Here is a 16,643-nt window from a genome sequence, read left to right as displayed (position 1 = left end):
GCCGGGAAGCCCTGGGCCGGGAAGACCGGGGCCGGGAGGCCCTGGGCCAGGAAGCCGGGCCGCGCGCGGGGACCGGTCTCGGCCGCCGGACTGTCAGTGGGCGTCGCTAGTGTCGTCGGTCGTGGAAGCGACGAGTCCCTGTCCCGGTAGGTCCTGCCCGGCCACCGCTCTGGTTCCGCCATCGGACTGGTGGAACTCCGGCGCCCTCCTGTCCGCGGCGCGGACGGAGCTGGCGTCCGACCCGTCGCGGCGGGCGGAGATCGGCAGGATCCTGCACCACGTCCTCGTGTCGCACGCCGCCGCCCACGGGCGCGGCCCGGTCGCCCGGGCGCTCGCCGAGTTGGCGCCCGGTGAAGTACCGTCGGCCGTCGCCGCGGTCCGCCGCTTCCTCGCGGATCCCCGCAGGGACCCGTGCCGGACGTCCTCGGCCGCGGGCGATGCCGCGCGGCATCACATCGTGCTCGGCCTGCTCGGTGATCCGCGCCAGGACCGGTCGCGGCTCGACGTCCTGGTCGGGGCCACGGAGGACGCCGATTTCCTGGCCCTCGCCGAGGACTACGTCCTGCTCGGATCCGACCGGGCACGGACCGCCGCGGAGCGGCTCGCCGCGATCGCCCGCACCGGTGCGATGCCCGGCGCGAGCATGGCCTGGCGGCAACTGCTCGCCCTGGGGCCGGCCTTCCATCCCCTGCTGCGTCCGGTCCTGAACGGGATCGTCGACGCCGGTACGCCGCTGCACGACCTCGTCGGCTCCCCGGCCGCACGGGCGTCCGGGTTCGAGGACGATGCCGCCGCCCTGGCGCTGCGGTCACTGCCGCTGGGCCCGGCTTTCGCGATCCGCCGCCGGCACCACCGCGAGGACGACGTCGTCACCCGGATCCTGGCCTGCGGCGAGCACTACCGGCAGCCGACCGTGCTGGCGCTCACCGCGACCGCGCAGAACACCGCCCTGTCCGACTGCGCCCGGTGGCACGCGGTCCACCGGCTGGCCGAGGTGGACGCCGACGCCTTCGAGCGGACCGCGGCCGCACTGCTGGCCGCCGGAGTCGCCGACCCCACCGCCGGCCCCCTTCCGCCGGAGCTCGGCGAGGCGGAGGCCGACGCGATCCGCGAACGCGTCGCGCGGGCGTGGCACCGGATCCGGGAGCAACTGCGGACCCGCTACCCCGATTTCGTCATCCGCTTCGGACCCGGCGCGAGCGCCGCCGAGATCGCCGCGCTGGAGTCGGAGCTGGGCTTCGCCCTGCCCGTGGACTTCGCGGCTTCCCTGGCCCTGCACCGCGCCGTCGAGTACGACGGCCTCGTCCTCGGACTGTGCCCGCACCACGACATCGGCGAACTCGCCGAGCGGCGCACGGACGGGATGGACTGGGAGGAGGGGAGCCAGCAGGTCCCGGAGATCCGCGGGGACTACGGCTGGCGCCCCGGCTGGGTCCCGCTGCACGTGGCCGACAGCGACTGGGACGTCCTGGACCTCGACCCGGCGCCCGCCGGACGGTACGGGCAGGTGATCCGGATCAGCCATGACAGCTGGCCGGGCGTGCAGGCGCCGAGCTGGCTGGCGATGCTCGAACGGGTCGCGGACGACATGGAATCCGGCCGGTACACGATCGAGGACGACGGCCGGACGCTGTGGCGCAACGACTAGGCCCCGTACGCGCTCACCGCAGCAGCGCGGGGTGCTCCGCGATCACCGTGCAGCTGCCCGGGGCGATCTCGGTGAAGCCCGCGTCCCGCACCACCGGCAGTCCGCTGCGCAGCAGGTCCGCCCAGCGCTCCGGCGCGGCGGTCCGGACGGCGAGCGCGAAGCCGGCCTCGGCCCACTCCTTGCGCTGCGCCTCGTCCAGCCGCCACCAGGCGATCTGCGCGGCGTGCCCGGTCTGCGCCATGGTCTTGCCGGCGCTCATGTCCAGCTCCGGGTTGAGCCACAGCACCGGCAGACCCGGCTCTGGGGCGCCGACCTCGGCCGTCTCCTCCAGGTCCGTCCCGGAGACCTGCAGCTTGGCGAGCTCCTTCGGCCAGCCGTCCAGCGGGACCGGCGGGAAGACCCGCACCTCCGCCTCCCGCCCGTGCACCGTGATGCCCGGCAGCTCCCCGGCCCGGCGCCACTCCCCGCCCCGGGCCCGGCGGACGACCTTGCGGATCCGGGCGTCCTCCCAGGCGGCGACCCGCTCCGCCCACTCGCCGTCGGGCCCGGCCGTCCTCGGGTCGGCCAGCAGGGTCAGCACCGCGCGGGCCGAGGTCTCCAGCGCGTCCGTCCGCCCCGGCGGCGTGGCCTTCTCCAGCCGGACGACCAGCGGCAGCACGTACTGCGGCCGCGCGTCACGGTCCTCGGGGGCGGCGGGGGCGGGAGCTGCGGCGGGGGCGTCGAACGGAGAAGTCACCCGTCCAGCATGCCAGCCCGCCGGAACCCGGCCCGGCCCGGCCTCCCCCGCCCGGCCGGCCGGCCGGTCAGCGCAGCCGCTGCCGCAGCTCGTCGACCGCCGTCCGGATGCCGGCGCTGTAGACGTCCTCCGGCAGCGCGTCCAGGCTGCGCACCGCGCGCTCCAACTGCTCGCGCGCCAGGTCGGGTTCACCGAGCTTGAGGTGGTCGGAGGCCAGGTTGAGGTACAGCGACGGGTAGAAGGCGCGCACCTGTAGGGCGGATTCGTAGGTCTGCGCGCGCTCGGCGGTCAGCGAGTCGGCGGCGGCCAGCGCCCGCCGGTCCCACTCCAGTTCCGCCGCCGGGTCGTCCTGCAGGTCCGCCAGATAGTGCGCGAGCACGCACCGGTGGAAGACGTCGCGCTCGCCGAGCGCCTCCCAGAGCGCCTCGAAGAGGGCCCGCGCCTCGGCCGAGCGGCCGCGCTGCGCCGCCCGGACTCCGTCCAGCCCCAGGCCGATCCGCTCCAGCGCCGGGCCGTCGCCGCCCGCCCCGGCGCCGCCGGGCCCGGCACCGCCTCGCCCCTCGGGATCGAACAGTTCGGGCACTTCGGATGCTTCGGGCACTTCGGACATGCCCGCAGCCTAGCCGCCACCCCCGGCGCCCGCTCAGCGCCGGTAGCCGCGCTGCGGGTCCCGCTCCTCCGCGTCCTCGTACATCAGGAACCAGCCCTCGGGGTGCGTGGCCGCCAGCAGCAGTTCGGTGCGCTGCTCCGCGCCGAGCTCGGGGTCGCCCTCGTCGGGACCGTAGACGCCGAAGAGCTCGTCGTGGCAGCCGTCCCAGTCGTAGTCGTACAGGTCGGCCGGCAGGTCGCCCATCATGTCGGCGACCGATTCGGGCTGCGCGCCGAGCAGCGCCCGGGCGTCCACCAGGGCCATCCGCAGCGCGACGTCCTCGGCCAGGCAGCGCGGCAGCGGCCACTCGCCGAGCGCGAGGTCGTCGGCCAGGTCGTCGAAGGCCCGGGCCATCGCGCGGCGCCAGCCCCGGTGCAGCCGCCAGGTGCGCTGGGGCAGCCGGGCGAAGACCGTCCAGTCGACGTCCTCGCCCTCGGCGACCGGCTCGTCGCCGTGCTCCTCCAGGTCGTCGTAGGCGGCGTCGGCGAGGCCGAGCAGCTGGGCGTGCAGGAGGCAGGCGGTGCGCGGGGTGAGGGTCCAGTCGGTCCCGGCGCCGCCGTCCTCCTCCTCGCTCTCCAGCGGGAAGAGTTCGGCGAAATCCGGCGTGAAGTCCTCGGTGACGCTGATCTCCAGCGTGCCGCCGAGCGCCTCGACGCCGGGGATGGCCGCCACCAGCCGGTCCGGGTGCAGCAGCGCGCCGAGCGCCGCGTTGGCGTCCTCGGTCACCTCGCGCAGCAGTTCGCGGCGCTGCCCCGCCGGGTCGATGCCCTCGAAGTGCAGTTCCTCGACGGCCCGGACCGCGGCCGCGCGCAGCGCCGGCCAGTCGGTGATGCGCAGGCCCAGCACCACCGTCGCCTCGATCTCCTGCGCACCGGAGTCGCCCGGGCCGCCGGAGCCGCCCGAGTGTTCCGCCGCGCCCGGCCCCTGCGGATGATCGCTTCGCTCGCCCATGGGGCTACGGTACGGCTTTTCGCCCGTCCGATCACCGGTCCGGACCAGCTTCCGGATGCCTTCTCGGTCACGGCCCGGCCACGCCTCTGTCACTCGGACGCACGACACCGGCAGGATGGGGCGCATGGCAGACATCAACGAGTACGGCGGCGGGCAGGTCCCGAACGCAGACGTCCTGGTCGTGACCACCAACGACATCCCCGGCTTCCGGGTCGACCACGTGATCGGCGAGGTGTTCGGCCTGACCGTGCGCAGCCGCCACATCGGCAGCCAGATCGGCGCGGGCCTGAAGTCGCTGATCGGCGGTGAGCTGCGCGGCCTGACGAAGACGCTGGTCGAGAGCCGCAACGAGGCGATGCAGCGGCTGATCGAGCAGACGAAGGCGCGCGGCGGCAACGCTGTCCTGATGATGCGCTTCGACGTCACGGAGGCGGCGGACGTCGGCACCGAGGTCTGCGCCTACGGCACGGCCGCGGTGATCTCCCGCAGCGCCTGAGCACGTCCACCGGCCCGGCGGGAACACCCGCCGGGCCGGCGCCGTTTCCCCGACGTGACTGTTTACGGCTCAACTAATTACGGCGCTGCGGCCGCCCGCACCACGACGGGAACCCCGGCGACCGGAACGGCGGCGACGGCGACCGCGACGGCGGTCGCCACCGCCGCGCCGGACCTCGTCGCGGCCGTGGACCTCGTCGCGGCCGTGGACGTCGTCGTGGTGGGCGCCGGCCAGGCGGGCCTGTCGGCCGCCTACCACCTGCGCCGCCGCGGCTTCGCCCCGTACCGGGCCGGCGCCGCCCGCTCCCCCTGCGGCTTCGTCGTCCTCGACGCCGACTCCGCGCCCGGCGGGGCCTGGGCGCACCGCTCGCCGTCGCTGCGGATGGCCACCGTGCACGGCTTCCACGACCTCCCGGACGCCGTCCTGCCCGTGCCCGACCCCGAGGCGCCCGCACGCGAGGTGGTGCCGGGGTACTTCGCGGCGTACGAGGCCCGGCACGCGCTCCCGGTCGTGCGCCCCGTGACGGTCCGCGCCGTACGTGCCGAGTCCGAACGGCCGGACTCCCGGCTGCTGGTCGAGACCGACCGCGGCACCTGGTCGACCCGCGCGCTGATCAACGCCACCGGCACCTGGACCCGCCCCTTCCGGCCGTACTACCCGGGCCGGTTCGCGGGCCGGCAGCTGCACTACGCCGAGTACCGCGGCCCGGAGGAGTTCGCCGGCCGACGCGTCCTGGTGGTCGGCGGGGGCGCGTCCGCGATCCAGGTGCTGTCGGAGGTGGCGGCGGTCGGCGAGACGATCTGGGTCACCCGTTCCGAACCGGCGTACCACGAAGGGCCGTTCACCCCGGAGTACGGGCGCGCGGCGGTCGCGAAGGTCGAGGAGCGGGTCCGGCTGGGCCTGCCGGCGCGCAGCGTGGTGAGCGTGACCGGGCTCGGCCCGTCCGTCGCCTACCGGCGGGCCGAGGCGCTGGGCGCGCTGCGCCGGCGGCCGATGTTCGACCGGCTCACCGAGCACGGAGTCGCCTGGGGCGACGAGGAGTCGGCGGTGGACGCGATCATCTGGGCGACCGGCTTCCGGCCCGAGGTCGGCCACCTGGCCCCGCTCGGCCTGCGCTCCCCGCACGGGGGCATCGCCCTGACCGGCACCCGGGCCACCCTCGACCCGCGCGTCCACCTGGTCGGCTACGGCCCGTCCGCCAGCACCATCGGCGCCAACCGCGCCGGGCGCGCGGCCGTCAACGACCTCGTCGCGCTGCTCGGCGACCCGGCGGCGCCGCCCGCCGAGGTCGCCGTCGCGGTCGCGGTCGCGGTCTGAGGATCGCGGCGGGTACCGCCCACCGCCCGATCACCGCGGCGACGGCCACGGTGATCGGCCGCGGTGATCGGGCGGTGGGCCGGGGCGTGCGCGGCTCAGCGGTCGTAGTCGACGGTCACCCGGTCGGTCAGCGGGCGGGCCTGGCAGGTGAGGACGTAGCCGGCCGCCAGTTCCTTCTCCTCCAGCGCGAAGTTGCGGCGCATCTCGACCTCGCCCTCGGTGACCAGGGCGCGGCAGGTGCCGCAGACCCCGCCCTTGCAGGCGAACGGCAGGTCGGGGCGGGAGCGCTGGGCGCCGTCCAGGATCGAGCGGTCGCGCGGGAGGGTGAGGGTGCTGCCGCGGCCGTCGAGCACGACGGTGACCTCGCTGCGCTCGCCGGGCGCGCCGGCCGCGGCGGCGTCCGCGCCGTCCCAGTCCTCGTCGCGTTCGGCGAGCGGCTCGTCCTCGGCGTGGAACAGCTCCTGGTGGACGCGCTCGCCCGGCACCGCGAGGTCGGCGAGCAGCTCCTTCGCCCCGGCGACCATGCCGAGCGGCCCGCACAGCCACCAGTGCCCGACGCCCTCGACGTCGACCAGCGCCGTCAGCAGCGCGCGGACCCGCTCCGGGTCGAGGCGGCCGCTGAGCAGTTCGGCGTCCCGGGTCTCCCGGGAGAGGACGTGCACCAGCTGGAACCGGCCGAGGTAGCGGTCCTTCAGGTCGGCCAGCTCGTCGGCGAACATCACGGTGTCGCTGCGCCGGTTGCCGTAGAGCAGGGTGACGGTGGAGCGGCGGTCGGCGGCCAGCACCGAGCCGGCGATCGACAGCATCGGGGTGATGCCGGAGCCGGCGGCGAGCAGCACGTGGTCGGCGGGGACGCCGAGGTCGGGGGTGAACAGGCCGGTCGGCGTCAGCACCTCGACCTCCTCGCCGGGCCGGGCCTCGCGCACCAGCCAGCGCGAGAACAGCCCGCCGGGCACCTCGCGGACGGCGATCCGCAGCGGGCCGTCCACGGGGGCGCAGATCGAGTACGAGCGGCGCTCGTCAACGCCGTCCACCACCTTGCGCAGCGTCAGGGTCTGCCCGGGCCGGAAGGCGTAGGCCCGCGCCAGGTCGTCCGGCACCGCGAAGGTCACCGCCACGGCGTCCTCGCACAGCCGTTCCACCCGCTCGATCCGCAGCCGGTGGAAGACGGGCCGGCGGGCGGCGGGCGCGGAGGCGGCGGGCACGGAGGCGGCGGGCACGGAGGCGCTCTCGGGGCTCCGGGCGCTCTCGGTGGCGGAGGCGGCGGGCATTCAGATCTCCTTGACGCGTTCGAAGGGCTCCCGGCAGGCGCGGCAGCGCCAGAGCGCCTTGCAGGCGGTGGAGCCGAACCGGGACAGCTCCTCGGTGTCGGCGGCGCCGCACTGCGGGCAGGTCACGGCGGACGCGGCGGACGCGGCGGACGCGGCGCCGGCCGCCGTGCGGGTGGGGCCGAGGGCCAGCGGGACCGGCCCGGCCGCCGCGAACGCCGCGGCGGCGGCGCCCGGGCGCGGCGGGGCGATGCCCGCCTCGGCGAGCTTGCGGCGGCCCTCGGCGGTGATCAGGTCGGTGGACCACGGCGGGTCCAGGCGCAGCCGCACCCGGACGTCCCGGTATCCGGCGGCGCGCAGCCGGCGGTCCACGTCGGCGGCCATCTCGGCGACGGCCGGGCAGCCGGAGTAGGTCGGGGTCAGCCACGCGGTGACCGCGCCGCCGGCGCCGTGACCGCCGTCGCCTTCACCGCCTTCACCGGCGTCGACCTCGATGCCGGCCAGGACGCCGAGGTCGGCCAGGGTGAGCATGGGCAGCTCCGGATCGGGGACGGCCGAGGCGACCTCCCAGGCCCGGGCCTCCCGGGTCGTCACCGCGGTCACCACGTCGCCCCCGGGTGGGCGCGGGCCACCACCTGCAGCTCGGCGAGCAGCGGGCCGAGCGCCTCGGTGTGCACGCCGTGCCGGCCGGCCCGGCCCAGCACGGGGGCCAGCGGCGGGACGTCCGGCACGGTCAGTCCGGCCTCGGCGAGGACGGCGCCGAGCGAGCGCAGCACCGGCTCGCGCAGCCGCGCCGGATCGACGCCCGCCCGCAGCTCCACCGGGTGCGCGGTGAACAGCTCCTCCAGCAGCGGCCAGACCGCGTCCAGGCCGGCCTGCATCCGCTGCGCCGAGTACGGGGTGCCGTCGCCGAGCCGCAGCGTCCAGGCGGTGGCGTACTCGCGGTGGTAGGCCAGCTCCTTGACGCCCCGGGCGGCGACCGCGGCGAGCACCGGGTCGGGGTGCGCGGCCAGCGCCTCGTACAGGGCCCCGCGGGCGGTGGCGAACAGCAGCAGCCGGGCGATCGAGTACGCGAAGTCGCCGTTCGGGGTCTCCACCAGCCGGACGTTGCGGAACTCGTGGTCCTCCCGCCAGTACGCCAGGTCGTCCTCGGTGCGGCCGGTGCCGTCCGCCTGGCCGGCCCGCGTGAGGAGCAGGCGGGCCTGGCCGAGCAGGTCCAGGCCGAGGTTCGCGAGCGCGACCTCCTCCTCCAGCTCGGGCGCCCGGGTGCACCACTCGATCAGCCGCTGGGCGAGGACCAGGGCGTCGTCGCCGAGCATCAGGCAGTAGGCGGCCAGGTCGTCGCCGTCCAGGCCGGGGGGCAGGGCGGTGTCCACGCCGAGCAGCGGGTCGGCGAAGCCCGTCCCGTACGCCCAGCGGCCCTCGCCCTCGGGGCCGGAGTCGGACTCGGCGAGGCTGAGGTAGACGTGGTCGTCCTCGGTGGTGGAGGCGGTGCGGTGCTGCATGGCGGTTCCCCCGTCAGATGTGCGGGACATCCTCGGGGATGTCGTAGAAGGTCGGGTGGCGGTAGACCTTGTCGCCGCTGGGCTCGAAGAACGGGTCGCGCTCGTCCGGGGTGGAGGCGGTGATCGCGTCCGAGCGGACCACCCAGAGGCTGACGCCCTCGTTGCGGCGGGTGTAGAGGTCGCGGGCGGCGAGCAGGGCCATCCGGTCGTCGGCGGCGTGCAGCGAGCCGACGTGGACGTGGTTCAGGCCGCGCCGGGGGCGCACGAACACCTCGTACAGGGGCCAGCCAGTCTTTGACCCGGCCTTGGACCCGGCCTTGGAATCGGCCTTGGACTCGGTCACTTTCCGTTCTCCTCTTCGGTGTGCGGCTGCTCGGCCGCCCGCTTGGCCGCGTAGGCGACGGCGGCCTCGCGGACCCAGGCGCCGTCCTCGTGGGCGGCGCGGCGGCGCTCGACCCGCTGGGTGTTGCACGGGCCCTGGCCGTGGATGACCCTGGTGAGCTCGGACCAGTCCGGCTCGCCGAAGTCCCAGCCGCCGCGCTCCTCGTTCCAGCGCAGCTCGGGGTCGGGGAGGGTGACGCCCAGGTGCTGGGCCTGCGGGACGGTCATGTCGACGAAGCGCTGCCGCAGCTCGTCGTTGGTGTGGCGCTTGATCCGCCAGGCCATCGAGCGGGCGGTGTTCGGCGACTCGGCGTCCGAGGGGCCGAACATCATCAGCGACGGCCACCACCAGCGGTCCACCGCGTCCTGGACCATCCGGCGCTGCGCCTCGGTGCCGCGCATCAGGGTCATCAGCAGCTCGTAGCCCTGGCGCTGGTGGAAGGACTCCTCCTTGCAGATCCGCACCATCGCGCGGGCGTACGGGCCGTAGCTGCAGCGGCAGAGCGGGACCTGGTTGCAGATCGCGGCGCCGTCCACGAGCCAGCCGATCACGCCGACGTCGGCGAAGGTCAGGGTCGGGTAGTTGAAGATCGAGGAGTACTTCTGGCGGCCGCTGATCAGCTTCTCGGTCAGCTCGGCGCGGTCGACGCCGAGGGTCTCGGCGGCGGCGTAGAGGTAGAGGCCGTGGCCGGCCTCGTCCTGGGCCTTGGCGAGCAGGATGGCCTTGCGGCGCAGCGAGGGCGCGCGGGTGAGCCAGTTGCCCTCGGGCTGCATGCCGATGATCTCGGAGTGGGCGTGCTGGGCGATCTGGCGGATCAGGGTCGCCCGGTAGGCGTCGGGCATCCAGTCCCGGGGCTCGATCCGCTGTTCGGCGGCGACCACCGCCTCGAACCGCTCCTCCGCCGTCCGGTCGGGGACCGCCTCGGCCACCTCTGCTGTCACCACGGTCCCCTCTCCTGCCCTGTCGCGCCGCCCGGGGCGCCAACCGACTGACCGTTCGGTCGGTACCATTGTGCGCGGCGGGGCGGGGGGATGGCAAGGAGGATGCGGGGGGACCAACAGATAACAGCTGACAGATGTTGAAATCTGTCAGCTGTTATCTGTCATCTGAAATCTGTTCGCTGTTATCCGTCTGTTGTCAGCTGTTCGCCGTCATCTGTTCGCCGCCGCCTTCGGCCGTTCGCCGGCCGCGGCCGGCGTCACCCTTCGGAGCGGTCCCGCAGGCGCGGCAGCGGCACCGCCAGCAGGGCCGCGAGCAGCGCGATCCGGGGCGCGAGCTGGTCGAGGCGGATGTGCTCCTGCCGGGCGTGGGCACCGGCGCCCACCGCGCCGAAGCCGTCCAGAGTCGGCAGTCCGCGCGAGCCGGGCAGGTTGGTGTCCCCCGCCCCGCCCGCCGGCCCGCCGTCCAACTGCTGCCCGAGCACGGCGGCGAGCGAACGGACGTGCCGCAGCAGCGGGTTGCCGGTCCGCTCGGGCCACGCCGGACGGCTGGAGAGCACCTCGGTGCGGACTCGGGCGCCCGGGCGCAGCGCGGTGAGCCGGGCGAGGTGGTCGAGCGTACGGCGCTGCGCCTCGGCGGTGGCGAACCGCAGGCCGAGTTCGGCCTCGGCGCGCCCCGCGACCACGTTGGCCCGCGAACCGCCGCTGATCCGCCCGGCGTTGAGCTCGGTACCGGGCTGCCGGGCGAGGCCTCGGACGGCGACCAGCTGGTCGACCAGCTCGTCCACCGCCGAGACTCCTTCGTGGGCGTCGTTGCCCGCGTGGGCCTCGCGCCCGGTCACGGTCAGCCGCACCCGGGTGCTGCCCCGCCGGGCGGTCTTCAGCCGGCCGTCCGGGTGCGGCGGTTCGAGCCCCAACACTGCTGCCGCGCCGCGTAGTTGGCGTTCCACGAGGAGACGCCCGTCCGGGCTGCCGACCTCCTCGTCGGAGACGACGACCAGCCGTACGGTGCGGTGCGGCCGCTGCCCGAGGTCGGCGAGCAGCGCGAACGCGCCTTCCAGGACGGCGAGTCCGCCCTTCATGTCGACGACGCCGGGGCCGGTGAGCACACCGTCCCGCTCGGCGACCGGCCACTCGGCGAGGGTGCCGACCGGCCAGACGGTGTCGTGGTGGCCGACGATCAGCAGGTGCGGCAGGGATTCGTCCTGGCCCGCCCACTCCAGGAGGAGGTGGTCGCCGGCCGGCCCGGGTTCGCGGCGGGCCGTGGCACCGGTGGCCCGGAATCCGGAGGCCAACTCCTCGGCCAGCGCGTCGAGTCTGGGCGCGTCGCCGCTGGGGGACTCGATCCGGGCCAGGTCGGCGCAGCGGCGCCGGACGGCGCCGGAGAGGGTGCGGGCGCGGGTGCTCAGCGCCTGCGGAAGTCCCGGCAGGGCCTTGGTGACGGTGCCGGTGCCGGTGCCAGTGCCAGCGCCAGTGGCGGTGGCAGCGGCCGAAGGCGCGGTCGCGGGCGCCGTGGTGGTGGCGGCGATGTGGGCGGCGGCGGTCTGGGCGGCGGCCGGCTCCGTGCGGTCGGGTTCGTCGGCGGTGTCCGGTGCGACGGCCGGGGGCCCGACGATCTGGGGACTCAACGCTCGCCTCCGCGGCCGCCGCCGGTATTCAGCGGCCGTACCGGTCGGCCGCTCCCGCCCGGGCTCCAGGCCCGGCGGGGCCCCGCCGGGCGGCCGGGATGGGGTGCGGCCCCCCGGAACGGCCCGTCTGGCCCAAGTGCGGTGGAACGGCTGGGCGGCGTGCTTGGCATTGCGTCCTCCTCGCTCGATCCGGTGGCCCCGGTCCGCCCGGAGCCCCGTGGACGACGGCTTCCCGGCGGCGGGCAGTGGCAGGACCGCCGCAGGGAGCCGAGATGTGAGCCTAGAAGAACCGTTCGGTTTCCTGCGAGGTGGCCCTGTTCCCAGCGCACCGGTTCGGGCCCCAGCCGAGGGCGCCCGTCAGCGGAGACGGTGGCGGACGCACGGCGCGGCGAACCCGACCCGACGCGCGGGCGCGGTCGCCGGATCGCGCCCAACTCCACCATGGACCCGCCGCCCGCGTTCGGCAGCGCAAACCGCCAAGGCGCGGGATTTCCACGCCGGATGGGTGACAGCGGATCAGTCCGCGATGCGTTCCGGAGGCGCGCGACGGCGTCGGGAAACCGAGTCCGGGCCGGCCCCGAGCGGGCCCCGTTCGGGCCCGGCTCAGGCCCCGTCCCCGGCCAGCCCGGCGTCGCGCGCCAGGAGCGCGGCCTGGACGCGGTTGCCGACGCCGAGCGCGGTCAGGATGCGGCTGACGTGCGCCTTGACGGTGCTCTCCCGCATCCCGAGGACGCCCGCGATCTCGGCGTTGGAGAGCCCGTCCGCGAGTTCGCGCAGCACGTCGGCCTCGCGCGGGGTGAGCCCGGCCACCCGGCCCCGTGCGGCGACCGACCGGGGCGCGCCCGCACGGTGGTAGCGGTCGATCAGTCGCCGCGCGGCCGCCGGGTGCAGCATGCCCTGCCCGGCCGCGACCACGTGGACGGCCCGGGCGATCTCGGCCGGCGGGGTGTCCTTGAGCAGGAAGCCGTCGGCGCCGGCGGCGAGCGCCTGGTACACGTACTCGTCGAGGTCGAAGGTGGTGAGCGCGATCACCCGTGGGGCGTCCGGGAGTTCGCGCAGGCGCCGGGTGGCGGCGATGCCGTCGAGCCGGGGCATCCGGATGTCCATCAGCGCGACGTCGACCCGCAGGCCGCGGGCCAGTTCGACGGCCTGCAGCCCGTCCGCGGCCTCGGCGACCACGGTGAGCGCCGGGTCCTGGGCGAGCAGGTCGACGAGGCCGAGCCGGACCAGCGCGTCGTCGTCGACCACCATCGTGCGGATCATGCGGTGCCCTTCGGTTGCGGACCGGCCGGTGCGGCGTCTCCGGTGGCGGCCACGGTGCCCGCGGCGGGTGCGGGCGCGGGCTCGGGTACGGCTTCGGGCTGCGACGGTCGGTCGGGCGCGGGCAGCCGGGCGGAGAGCCGGAAGCCGCCGCTGCCGTCCGGGCCCGCGTCGAGGTGGCCGCCGAGGGCGCCGACCCGTTCGGTGAGCCCGACCAGGCCGTAACCGCCGCCGCTGCCCTGCCGGTCCGGCCCGTTCGATCCATCCGGCCGGTCCGACCGATCCGGCCCGTCCGGCTGGGCCCGGCCGCTCCCGTTGCGGACCTCGACGGTGGTGGCGGGGGCGCCGTACGCGACCCGGACGTCGACGGGCGCGGCGGGCGCGTGCTTGCGGGCGTTGGTCAGCGCCTCCTGGACCAGGCGGTGCACGGCCAGCCGGTGGGTGGTCGGGACGGCCTCCGGGTCGCCGGACAGGGCCAGTTCGACCCGCTGGCCGGCCTGGACGGCCTCGTCGACGAGTTCGGTGAGGTCGCGCAGGGCGGGTGCCGGGACGCGCGGGGTGTGCGCGCCCTCCCCGTGCTGGCCGGCCGGCTGCCAGGACTCCACGGACGCGCCGGACGGGCGGCCGGACGAACCGGGCAGGCCGACCGGGACCACCGCGTGCCGGGCGCCCTCGGCGTCCTCGGCCTCCGCCGGGTCCGCCGGGTCCGCCGGGTCCGCCCGCAGGGCGCCCAGGACGTCGCGAAGGTCGTCCAACGAGCGGGCGGCGGTGGTGCGGAGCAGTTCGAGACGGTGGGTGAGCCGGTCCGGGTCGGCGGCGACGGTGCCGGCCCGGGCCTGGTCGCGCAGTACCCCGGCGTGCAGCACCAGCAGGCTCAGCCGGTGGGCCAGCACGTCGTGCATCTCCCGTGCGATCCGGGCGCGTTCGGCGGCACGCGCCTGCTCGGCGCGCAGTTCGCGCTCGCGGCGCAGCGCGTCGACCTGCTCGTGCAGGGTGCGGATCAGCACCCGTCTGCCGTGCAGCCACAGTCCGACCGACAACGTGGCGGCCTGGACGAGGAGTTCGGAGGCGGTGGTGCCCGCCCAGCCGACCAGCGAGTCGGCCCCGGCGGCGCGGAGCAGCGCGATGACCACGCCACCCGCGACCGCCGGGCCGGGGCGGCCCAGGTAGGCGAGGTGGTAGACGCTCAGCAGGCCGGGGACGGCGCGGTTCAGCAGGCCGCCGGTGAGGACCGGCAGGACGGCCGAGGCCAGCGGGTGGCGGCGGGCGAGGACCAGCGAGAGCGCGGCCAGCGAGGCGGCGACCGTGGCGGGCAGGCGCAGCGGGCCGTCGATGCGCAGCCACTGGGCGACGGCCTCCTCGACGCTCAGGGCGAGGATGCCGAGCAGCAGGAGGGTGTCGGTCCGGAGGCTGCGGTCCGGGCCGTACCAGCCGAGCGGGCCTGCGCGCACGGGGCTCACTCCTTCCGGTTCCGGTTCCGGTTCCGGTTTCCGGTTCCGCGGTCCGGCTCTCCGTCCGGCGCCGCGGTCCGGCTCTCCGTCCGGCTCGATGCTAGGGCGGGCGGCGGCAGGGCGCGGCCGTCTTCCGGGCAGCCGCACCCTCGACTTTGGTCGGGGGTGGGCGTCGCTCCCCGGCCGATTCGGGGCGGCCGCGGGCTCCCTAGCGTCGACGGTATGACGAACGACCAGCTCCGCCCCGGCTCCGACTCCCCCACGCTGCCGAGCAGTTCACCGCCGGCACCGCAGCCCGCGCCGCGGTCCGCCTCGTGGTCCGCCTCGCGGTCCGCACCGCCGTCCCGGTCGCCGGCGGGCAGGGACCACCTGCTGTTCCTCGCCGAGGCGCTGCGCGCCTTCCACGACACCGGGGCACTGGCCCCGAGCGGGCCGGAGCTGGTGAACGCGCTGGTGGTGCCGGTCACCAGTCGGCCGAACCGGCCGCTCTCGGTGCTGGAGGTGGGCGCGGGCACGGGTGCGGTGACCCGCCGACTGGTCGAGGTGCTGCGCCCGGGGGATCGTCTGCACGTCGTGGAGGCGAACCCGCGGTTCGCCGAACGGCTCCGGGAGGACCCGGTGTTGGCAGCGCGCCGCCCGGGGGTGGAGGTGCGGCTGTCGGCCTGCCGGGTGGAGGAGCTGCCGGGGTGCCGTCGCCCGGCGCCGGAGGACGGCGGGGCGGGTGCGAACGGCCGGGGCGACCGGGCCGGGCAGGGCGGGCAGGGCGGCCGGGGCGGGCCGGACACGTCGGGCGGGCTCGGCGAACGGTACGACGTGATCGTCTCGGGCCTGCCGTTCACCAACTTCGAGCCGGTGCAGGTCCGGGCCGTCCTCGACCTCTACCTGCGGCTGCTGGTGCCCGGCGGGGAGCTGACGTACTTCGGCTACCTCGGGACGACGGCGGCGCGCACCCTCGTCTCGGGGCCCCGCCGGGGCGCCCGCCACCGGGCCGTGGTGCGGCTGCTGCGGGGCTTCGAGGCGGCGTACGGGCTGGGCGCGCGCACGGCGTGGCACAACCTGCCGCCCGCCCGCGCCCACCTGCTGCGGGCGCCGGGCGGGCGGGAGGACTGGTGGCCGGAGGTCGCGCGGCCGTGCGCCGGGGCCCGGGGCGCGCCGCTCGGCTGACAAGCGTCAAGTAACAAGTAACAAAAAACAGATGACAGCGAACAGATTTTGAAATCTGTTCGCTGTCATGCCATAGTGAGACCCGGGTCACCCGTCCCTCGCCGACCGGCGTCGTTCCCAGCCCTGGAGCTCGCATGTCCTCGAACGTCAGCACCGCACAGCGCACCCTCGGCACCTCCGGACTCCCCACCTCCGCCCTCGGCCTCGGCTGCATGGGCATGTCCGACCTGTACGGCCCGGCCGACGAGGCCGAGAGCATCGCCACCATCCACGCCGCCCTGGACGCCGGGGTCACCCTGCTCGACACCGGCGACTTCTACGGCATGGGCCACAACGAGCTCCTGATCCACCGGGCGCTGCGCGGCCGCGACCGCGACCGCGTGCAGATAAGCGTGAAGTACGGCGCCCTGCGCGGCCCGGACAACGCGGTGCTCGGCCTCGACACGAGCCCGGCCGCCACCAAGTCCGCGCTCGCCTACACCCTGCGCCGCCTGGGCACGGACTACGTCGACGTCTACCGCCCGGCGCGGCTGGACCCGAAGGTCCCGATCGAGGAGACCGTCGGCGCCGTCGCCGACCTGGTGAAGGCCGGCTACGTCCGCCACATCGGCCTGTCCGAGGTCGGCGCCGACACCCTGCGCCGTGCCGCCGCCGTGCACCCGATCTGCGACCTGCAGATCGAGTACTCGCTGCTCTCCCGCTCGATCGAGTCCGCCGTGCTGCCCGCCGCCCGCGAGCTCGGCATCGGGATCACCGCGTACGGGGTGCTGTCCCGCGGCCTGCTCAGCGGCCACTGGGAGCAGGGCCGTACGCTCGCCGCCACCGACTTCCGCGGCCACAGCCCGCGCTTCCAGGGCGAGAACCTGGCCCACAACCTCGCGCTCGTCGAGGCGCTGCGCGCGGTCGCCACCGCCAAGGGGGCGAGCGTCGCCCAGGTCGCCATCGCCTGGGTCGGCTCGCGCGGGCAGGACATCGTCCCCCTGGTCGGCGCCCGCCGCCGCGACCGGCTGGCCGAGGCCCTCGGCGCCCTGGACGTCGACCTGACCGAGGCGGACCTCGCCGCGATCGAGGCCGCCGTCCCGGCCGGCTCCGCAGCCGGCGAGCGCTACGCCGCCGCCCAGATGGCCCACCTGGACAGCGAGCGCTGACCTCCGGGCCACCGAAGGACCCCCGGCCCCGGCCGGGCCCCGAGCACCACCCGGCACCACTCAGTACCCCCCAGCACCATCCCCTCACCAGCACCACCGAAG

Annotated in this window: 16 protein-coding genes; 5 read left to right on the top strand and 11 right to left on the bottom strand. The window is 75.8% G+C overall.

Features of this window, described 5'->3' with window-relative positions; all coding sequences use genetic code 11:
• Positions 1-286 precede the first annotated feature (286 nt).
• Positions 287-1,648, top strand: a complete 1,362-nt coding sequence (locus VM95_RS06985; protein WP_045693149.1) for an SMI1/KNR4 family protein — start codon at positions 287-289, stop codon at positions 1,646-1,648.
• 13 nt (positions 1,649-1,661) lie between these two features.
• On the opposite strand, the gene VM95_RS06980 is transcribed toward VM95_RS06985, so the two are convergent.
• The 3 genes from VM95_RS06980 to VM95_RS38600 form a co-directional block, all read right to left on the bottom strand.
• The gene (locus VM95_RS06980; RefSeq protein WP_045693148.1) at positions 1,662-2,384 is read right to left on the bottom strand and encodes a peptidyl-tRNA hydrolase; all 723 of its coding nucleotides are present in this window, start codon (positions 2,382-2,384) and stop codon (positions 1,662-1,664) included.
• 67 nt (positions 2,385-2,451) lie between these two features.
• The gene (locus VM95_RS06975; RefSeq protein ID WP_208615416.1) at positions 2,452-2,994 is read right to left on the bottom strand and encodes a hypothetical protein; all 543 of its coding nucleotides are present in this window, start codon (positions 2,992-2,994) and stop codon (positions 2,452-2,454) included.
• 33 nt (positions 2,995-3,027) lie between these two features.
• Positions 3,028-3,984, bottom strand: a complete 957-nt coding sequence (locus tag VM95_RS38600; RefSeq protein WP_052706619.1) for a hypothetical protein — start codon at positions 3,982-3,984, stop codon at positions 3,028-3,030.
• A 124-nt stretch (positions 3,985-4,108) separates the two neighbouring features.
• Between VM95_RS38600 and VM95_RS06965 the strand changes: the two genes are divergently transcribed.
• Complete coding sequence (locus VM95_RS06965; protein WP_045693147.1) at positions 4,109-4,480, top strand: YbjQ family protein; 372 nt, start codon at positions 4,109-4,111, stop codon at positions 4,478-4,480.
• Between the two features lie 186 nt (positions 4,481-4,666).
• Complete coding sequence (locus VM95_RS06960) at positions 4,667-5,797, top strand: NAD(P)-binding domain-containing protein (RefSeq protein ID WP_045693146.1); 1,131 nt, start codon at positions 4,667-4,669, stop codon at positions 5,795-5,797.
• A 95-nt stretch (positions 5,798-5,892) separates the two neighbouring features.
• On the opposite strand, the gene paaE is transcribed toward VM95_RS06960, so the two are convergent.
• The 8 genes from paaE to VM95_RS43595 form a co-directional block, all read right to left on the bottom strand.
• Entirely contained in the window at positions 5,893-7,068 is a 1,176-nt protein-coding gene (gene paaE / locus VM95_RS06955) for a 1,2-phenylacetyl-CoA epoxidase subunit PaaE (protein ID WP_045693145.1), read from the bottom strand.
• The gene (gene paaD, locus VM95_RS06950; RefSeq protein ID WP_425265286.1) at positions 7,069-7,668 is read right to left on the bottom strand and encodes a 1,2-phenylacetyl-CoA epoxidase subunit PaaD; all 600 of its coding nucleotides are present in this window, start codon (positions 7,666-7,668) and stop codon (positions 7,069-7,071) included. It lies immediately after the preceding gene.
• Positions 7,665-8,570: a 1,2-phenylacetyl-CoA epoxidase subunit PaaC gene (paaC, locus tag VM95_RS06945; protein WP_045693144.1), complete on the bottom strand. Its 906-nt coding sequence runs from the start codon at positions 8,568-8,570 to the stop codon at positions 7,665-7,667. Before paaC ends, paaD begins: the two co-directional genes overlap by 4 nt.
• 13 nt (positions 8,571-8,583) lie before the next feature.
• Positions 8,584-8,913 (bottom strand): 1,2-phenylacetyl-CoA epoxidase subunit PaaB, encoded by a 330-nt coding sequence (gene paaB, locus VM95_RS06940; RefSeq protein ID WP_045693143.1) that lies wholly within the window; start codon positions 8,911-8,913, stop codon positions 8,584-8,586.
• Positions 8,910-9,962 (bottom strand): 1,2-phenylacetyl-CoA epoxidase subunit PaaA, encoded by a 1,053-nt coding sequence (gene paaA, locus VM95_RS06935; RefSeq protein ID WP_078859652.1) that lies wholly within the window; start codon positions 9,960-9,962, stop codon positions 8,910-8,912. The genes paaB and paaA overlap by 4 nt, the downstream gene beginning before the upstream one ends.
• A 188-nt stretch (positions 9,963-10,150) precedes the next feature.
• On the bottom strand, positions 10,151-11,518 hold the full coding sequence (locus VM95_RS06930) for a M20/M25/M40 family metallo-hydrolase (protein WP_208615415.1): 1,368 nt from the start codon (positions 11,516-11,518) through the stop codon (positions 10,151-10,153).
• A 603-nt stretch (positions 11,519-12,121) separates the two neighbouring features.
• Complete coding sequence (locus tag VM95_RS06925) at positions 12,122-12,781, bottom strand: response regulator (RefSeq protein WP_045693141.1); 660 nt, start codon at positions 12,779-12,781, stop codon at positions 12,122-12,124.
• Positions 12,778-14,229: a sensor histidine kinase gene (locus VM95_RS43595; protein ID WP_052707182.1), complete on the bottom strand. Its 1,452-nt coding sequence runs from the start codon at positions 14,227-14,229 to the stop codon at positions 12,778-12,780. The genes VM95_RS06925 and VM95_RS43595 overlap by 4 nt, the downstream gene beginning before the upstream one ends.
• Before the next feature lie 222 nt (positions 14,230-14,451).
• Here VM95_RS43595 and VM95_RS06915 point away from each other — a divergent pair, with 222 nt between their 5' ends.
• Together VM95_RS06915 and VM95_RS06910 are read left to right on the top strand one after the other, a co-directional pair.
• On the top strand, positions 14,452-15,393 hold the full coding sequence (locus tag VM95_RS06915; protein WP_052707181.1) for a class I SAM-dependent methyltransferase: 942 nt from the start codon (positions 14,452-14,454) through the stop codon (positions 15,391-15,393).
• Between the two features lie 134 nt (positions 15,394-15,527).
• Positions 15,528-16,541: an aldo/keto reductase gene (locus VM95_RS06910; protein ID WP_045693140.1), complete on the top strand. Its 1,014-nt coding sequence runs from the start codon at positions 15,528-15,530 to the stop codon at positions 16,539-16,541.
• The last annotated feature ends 102 nt before the right edge of the window (positions 16,542-16,643 follow it).

The sequence above is a fragment of the Streptomyces rubellomurinus genome (genome assembly GCF_000961885.1).
GTDB lineage: Bacteria > Actinomycetota > Actinomycetes > Streptomycetales > Streptomycetaceae > Kitasatospora > Kitasatospora rubellomurina.
This window is presented reverse-complemented; position numbering and strand designations above follow the sequence as displayed.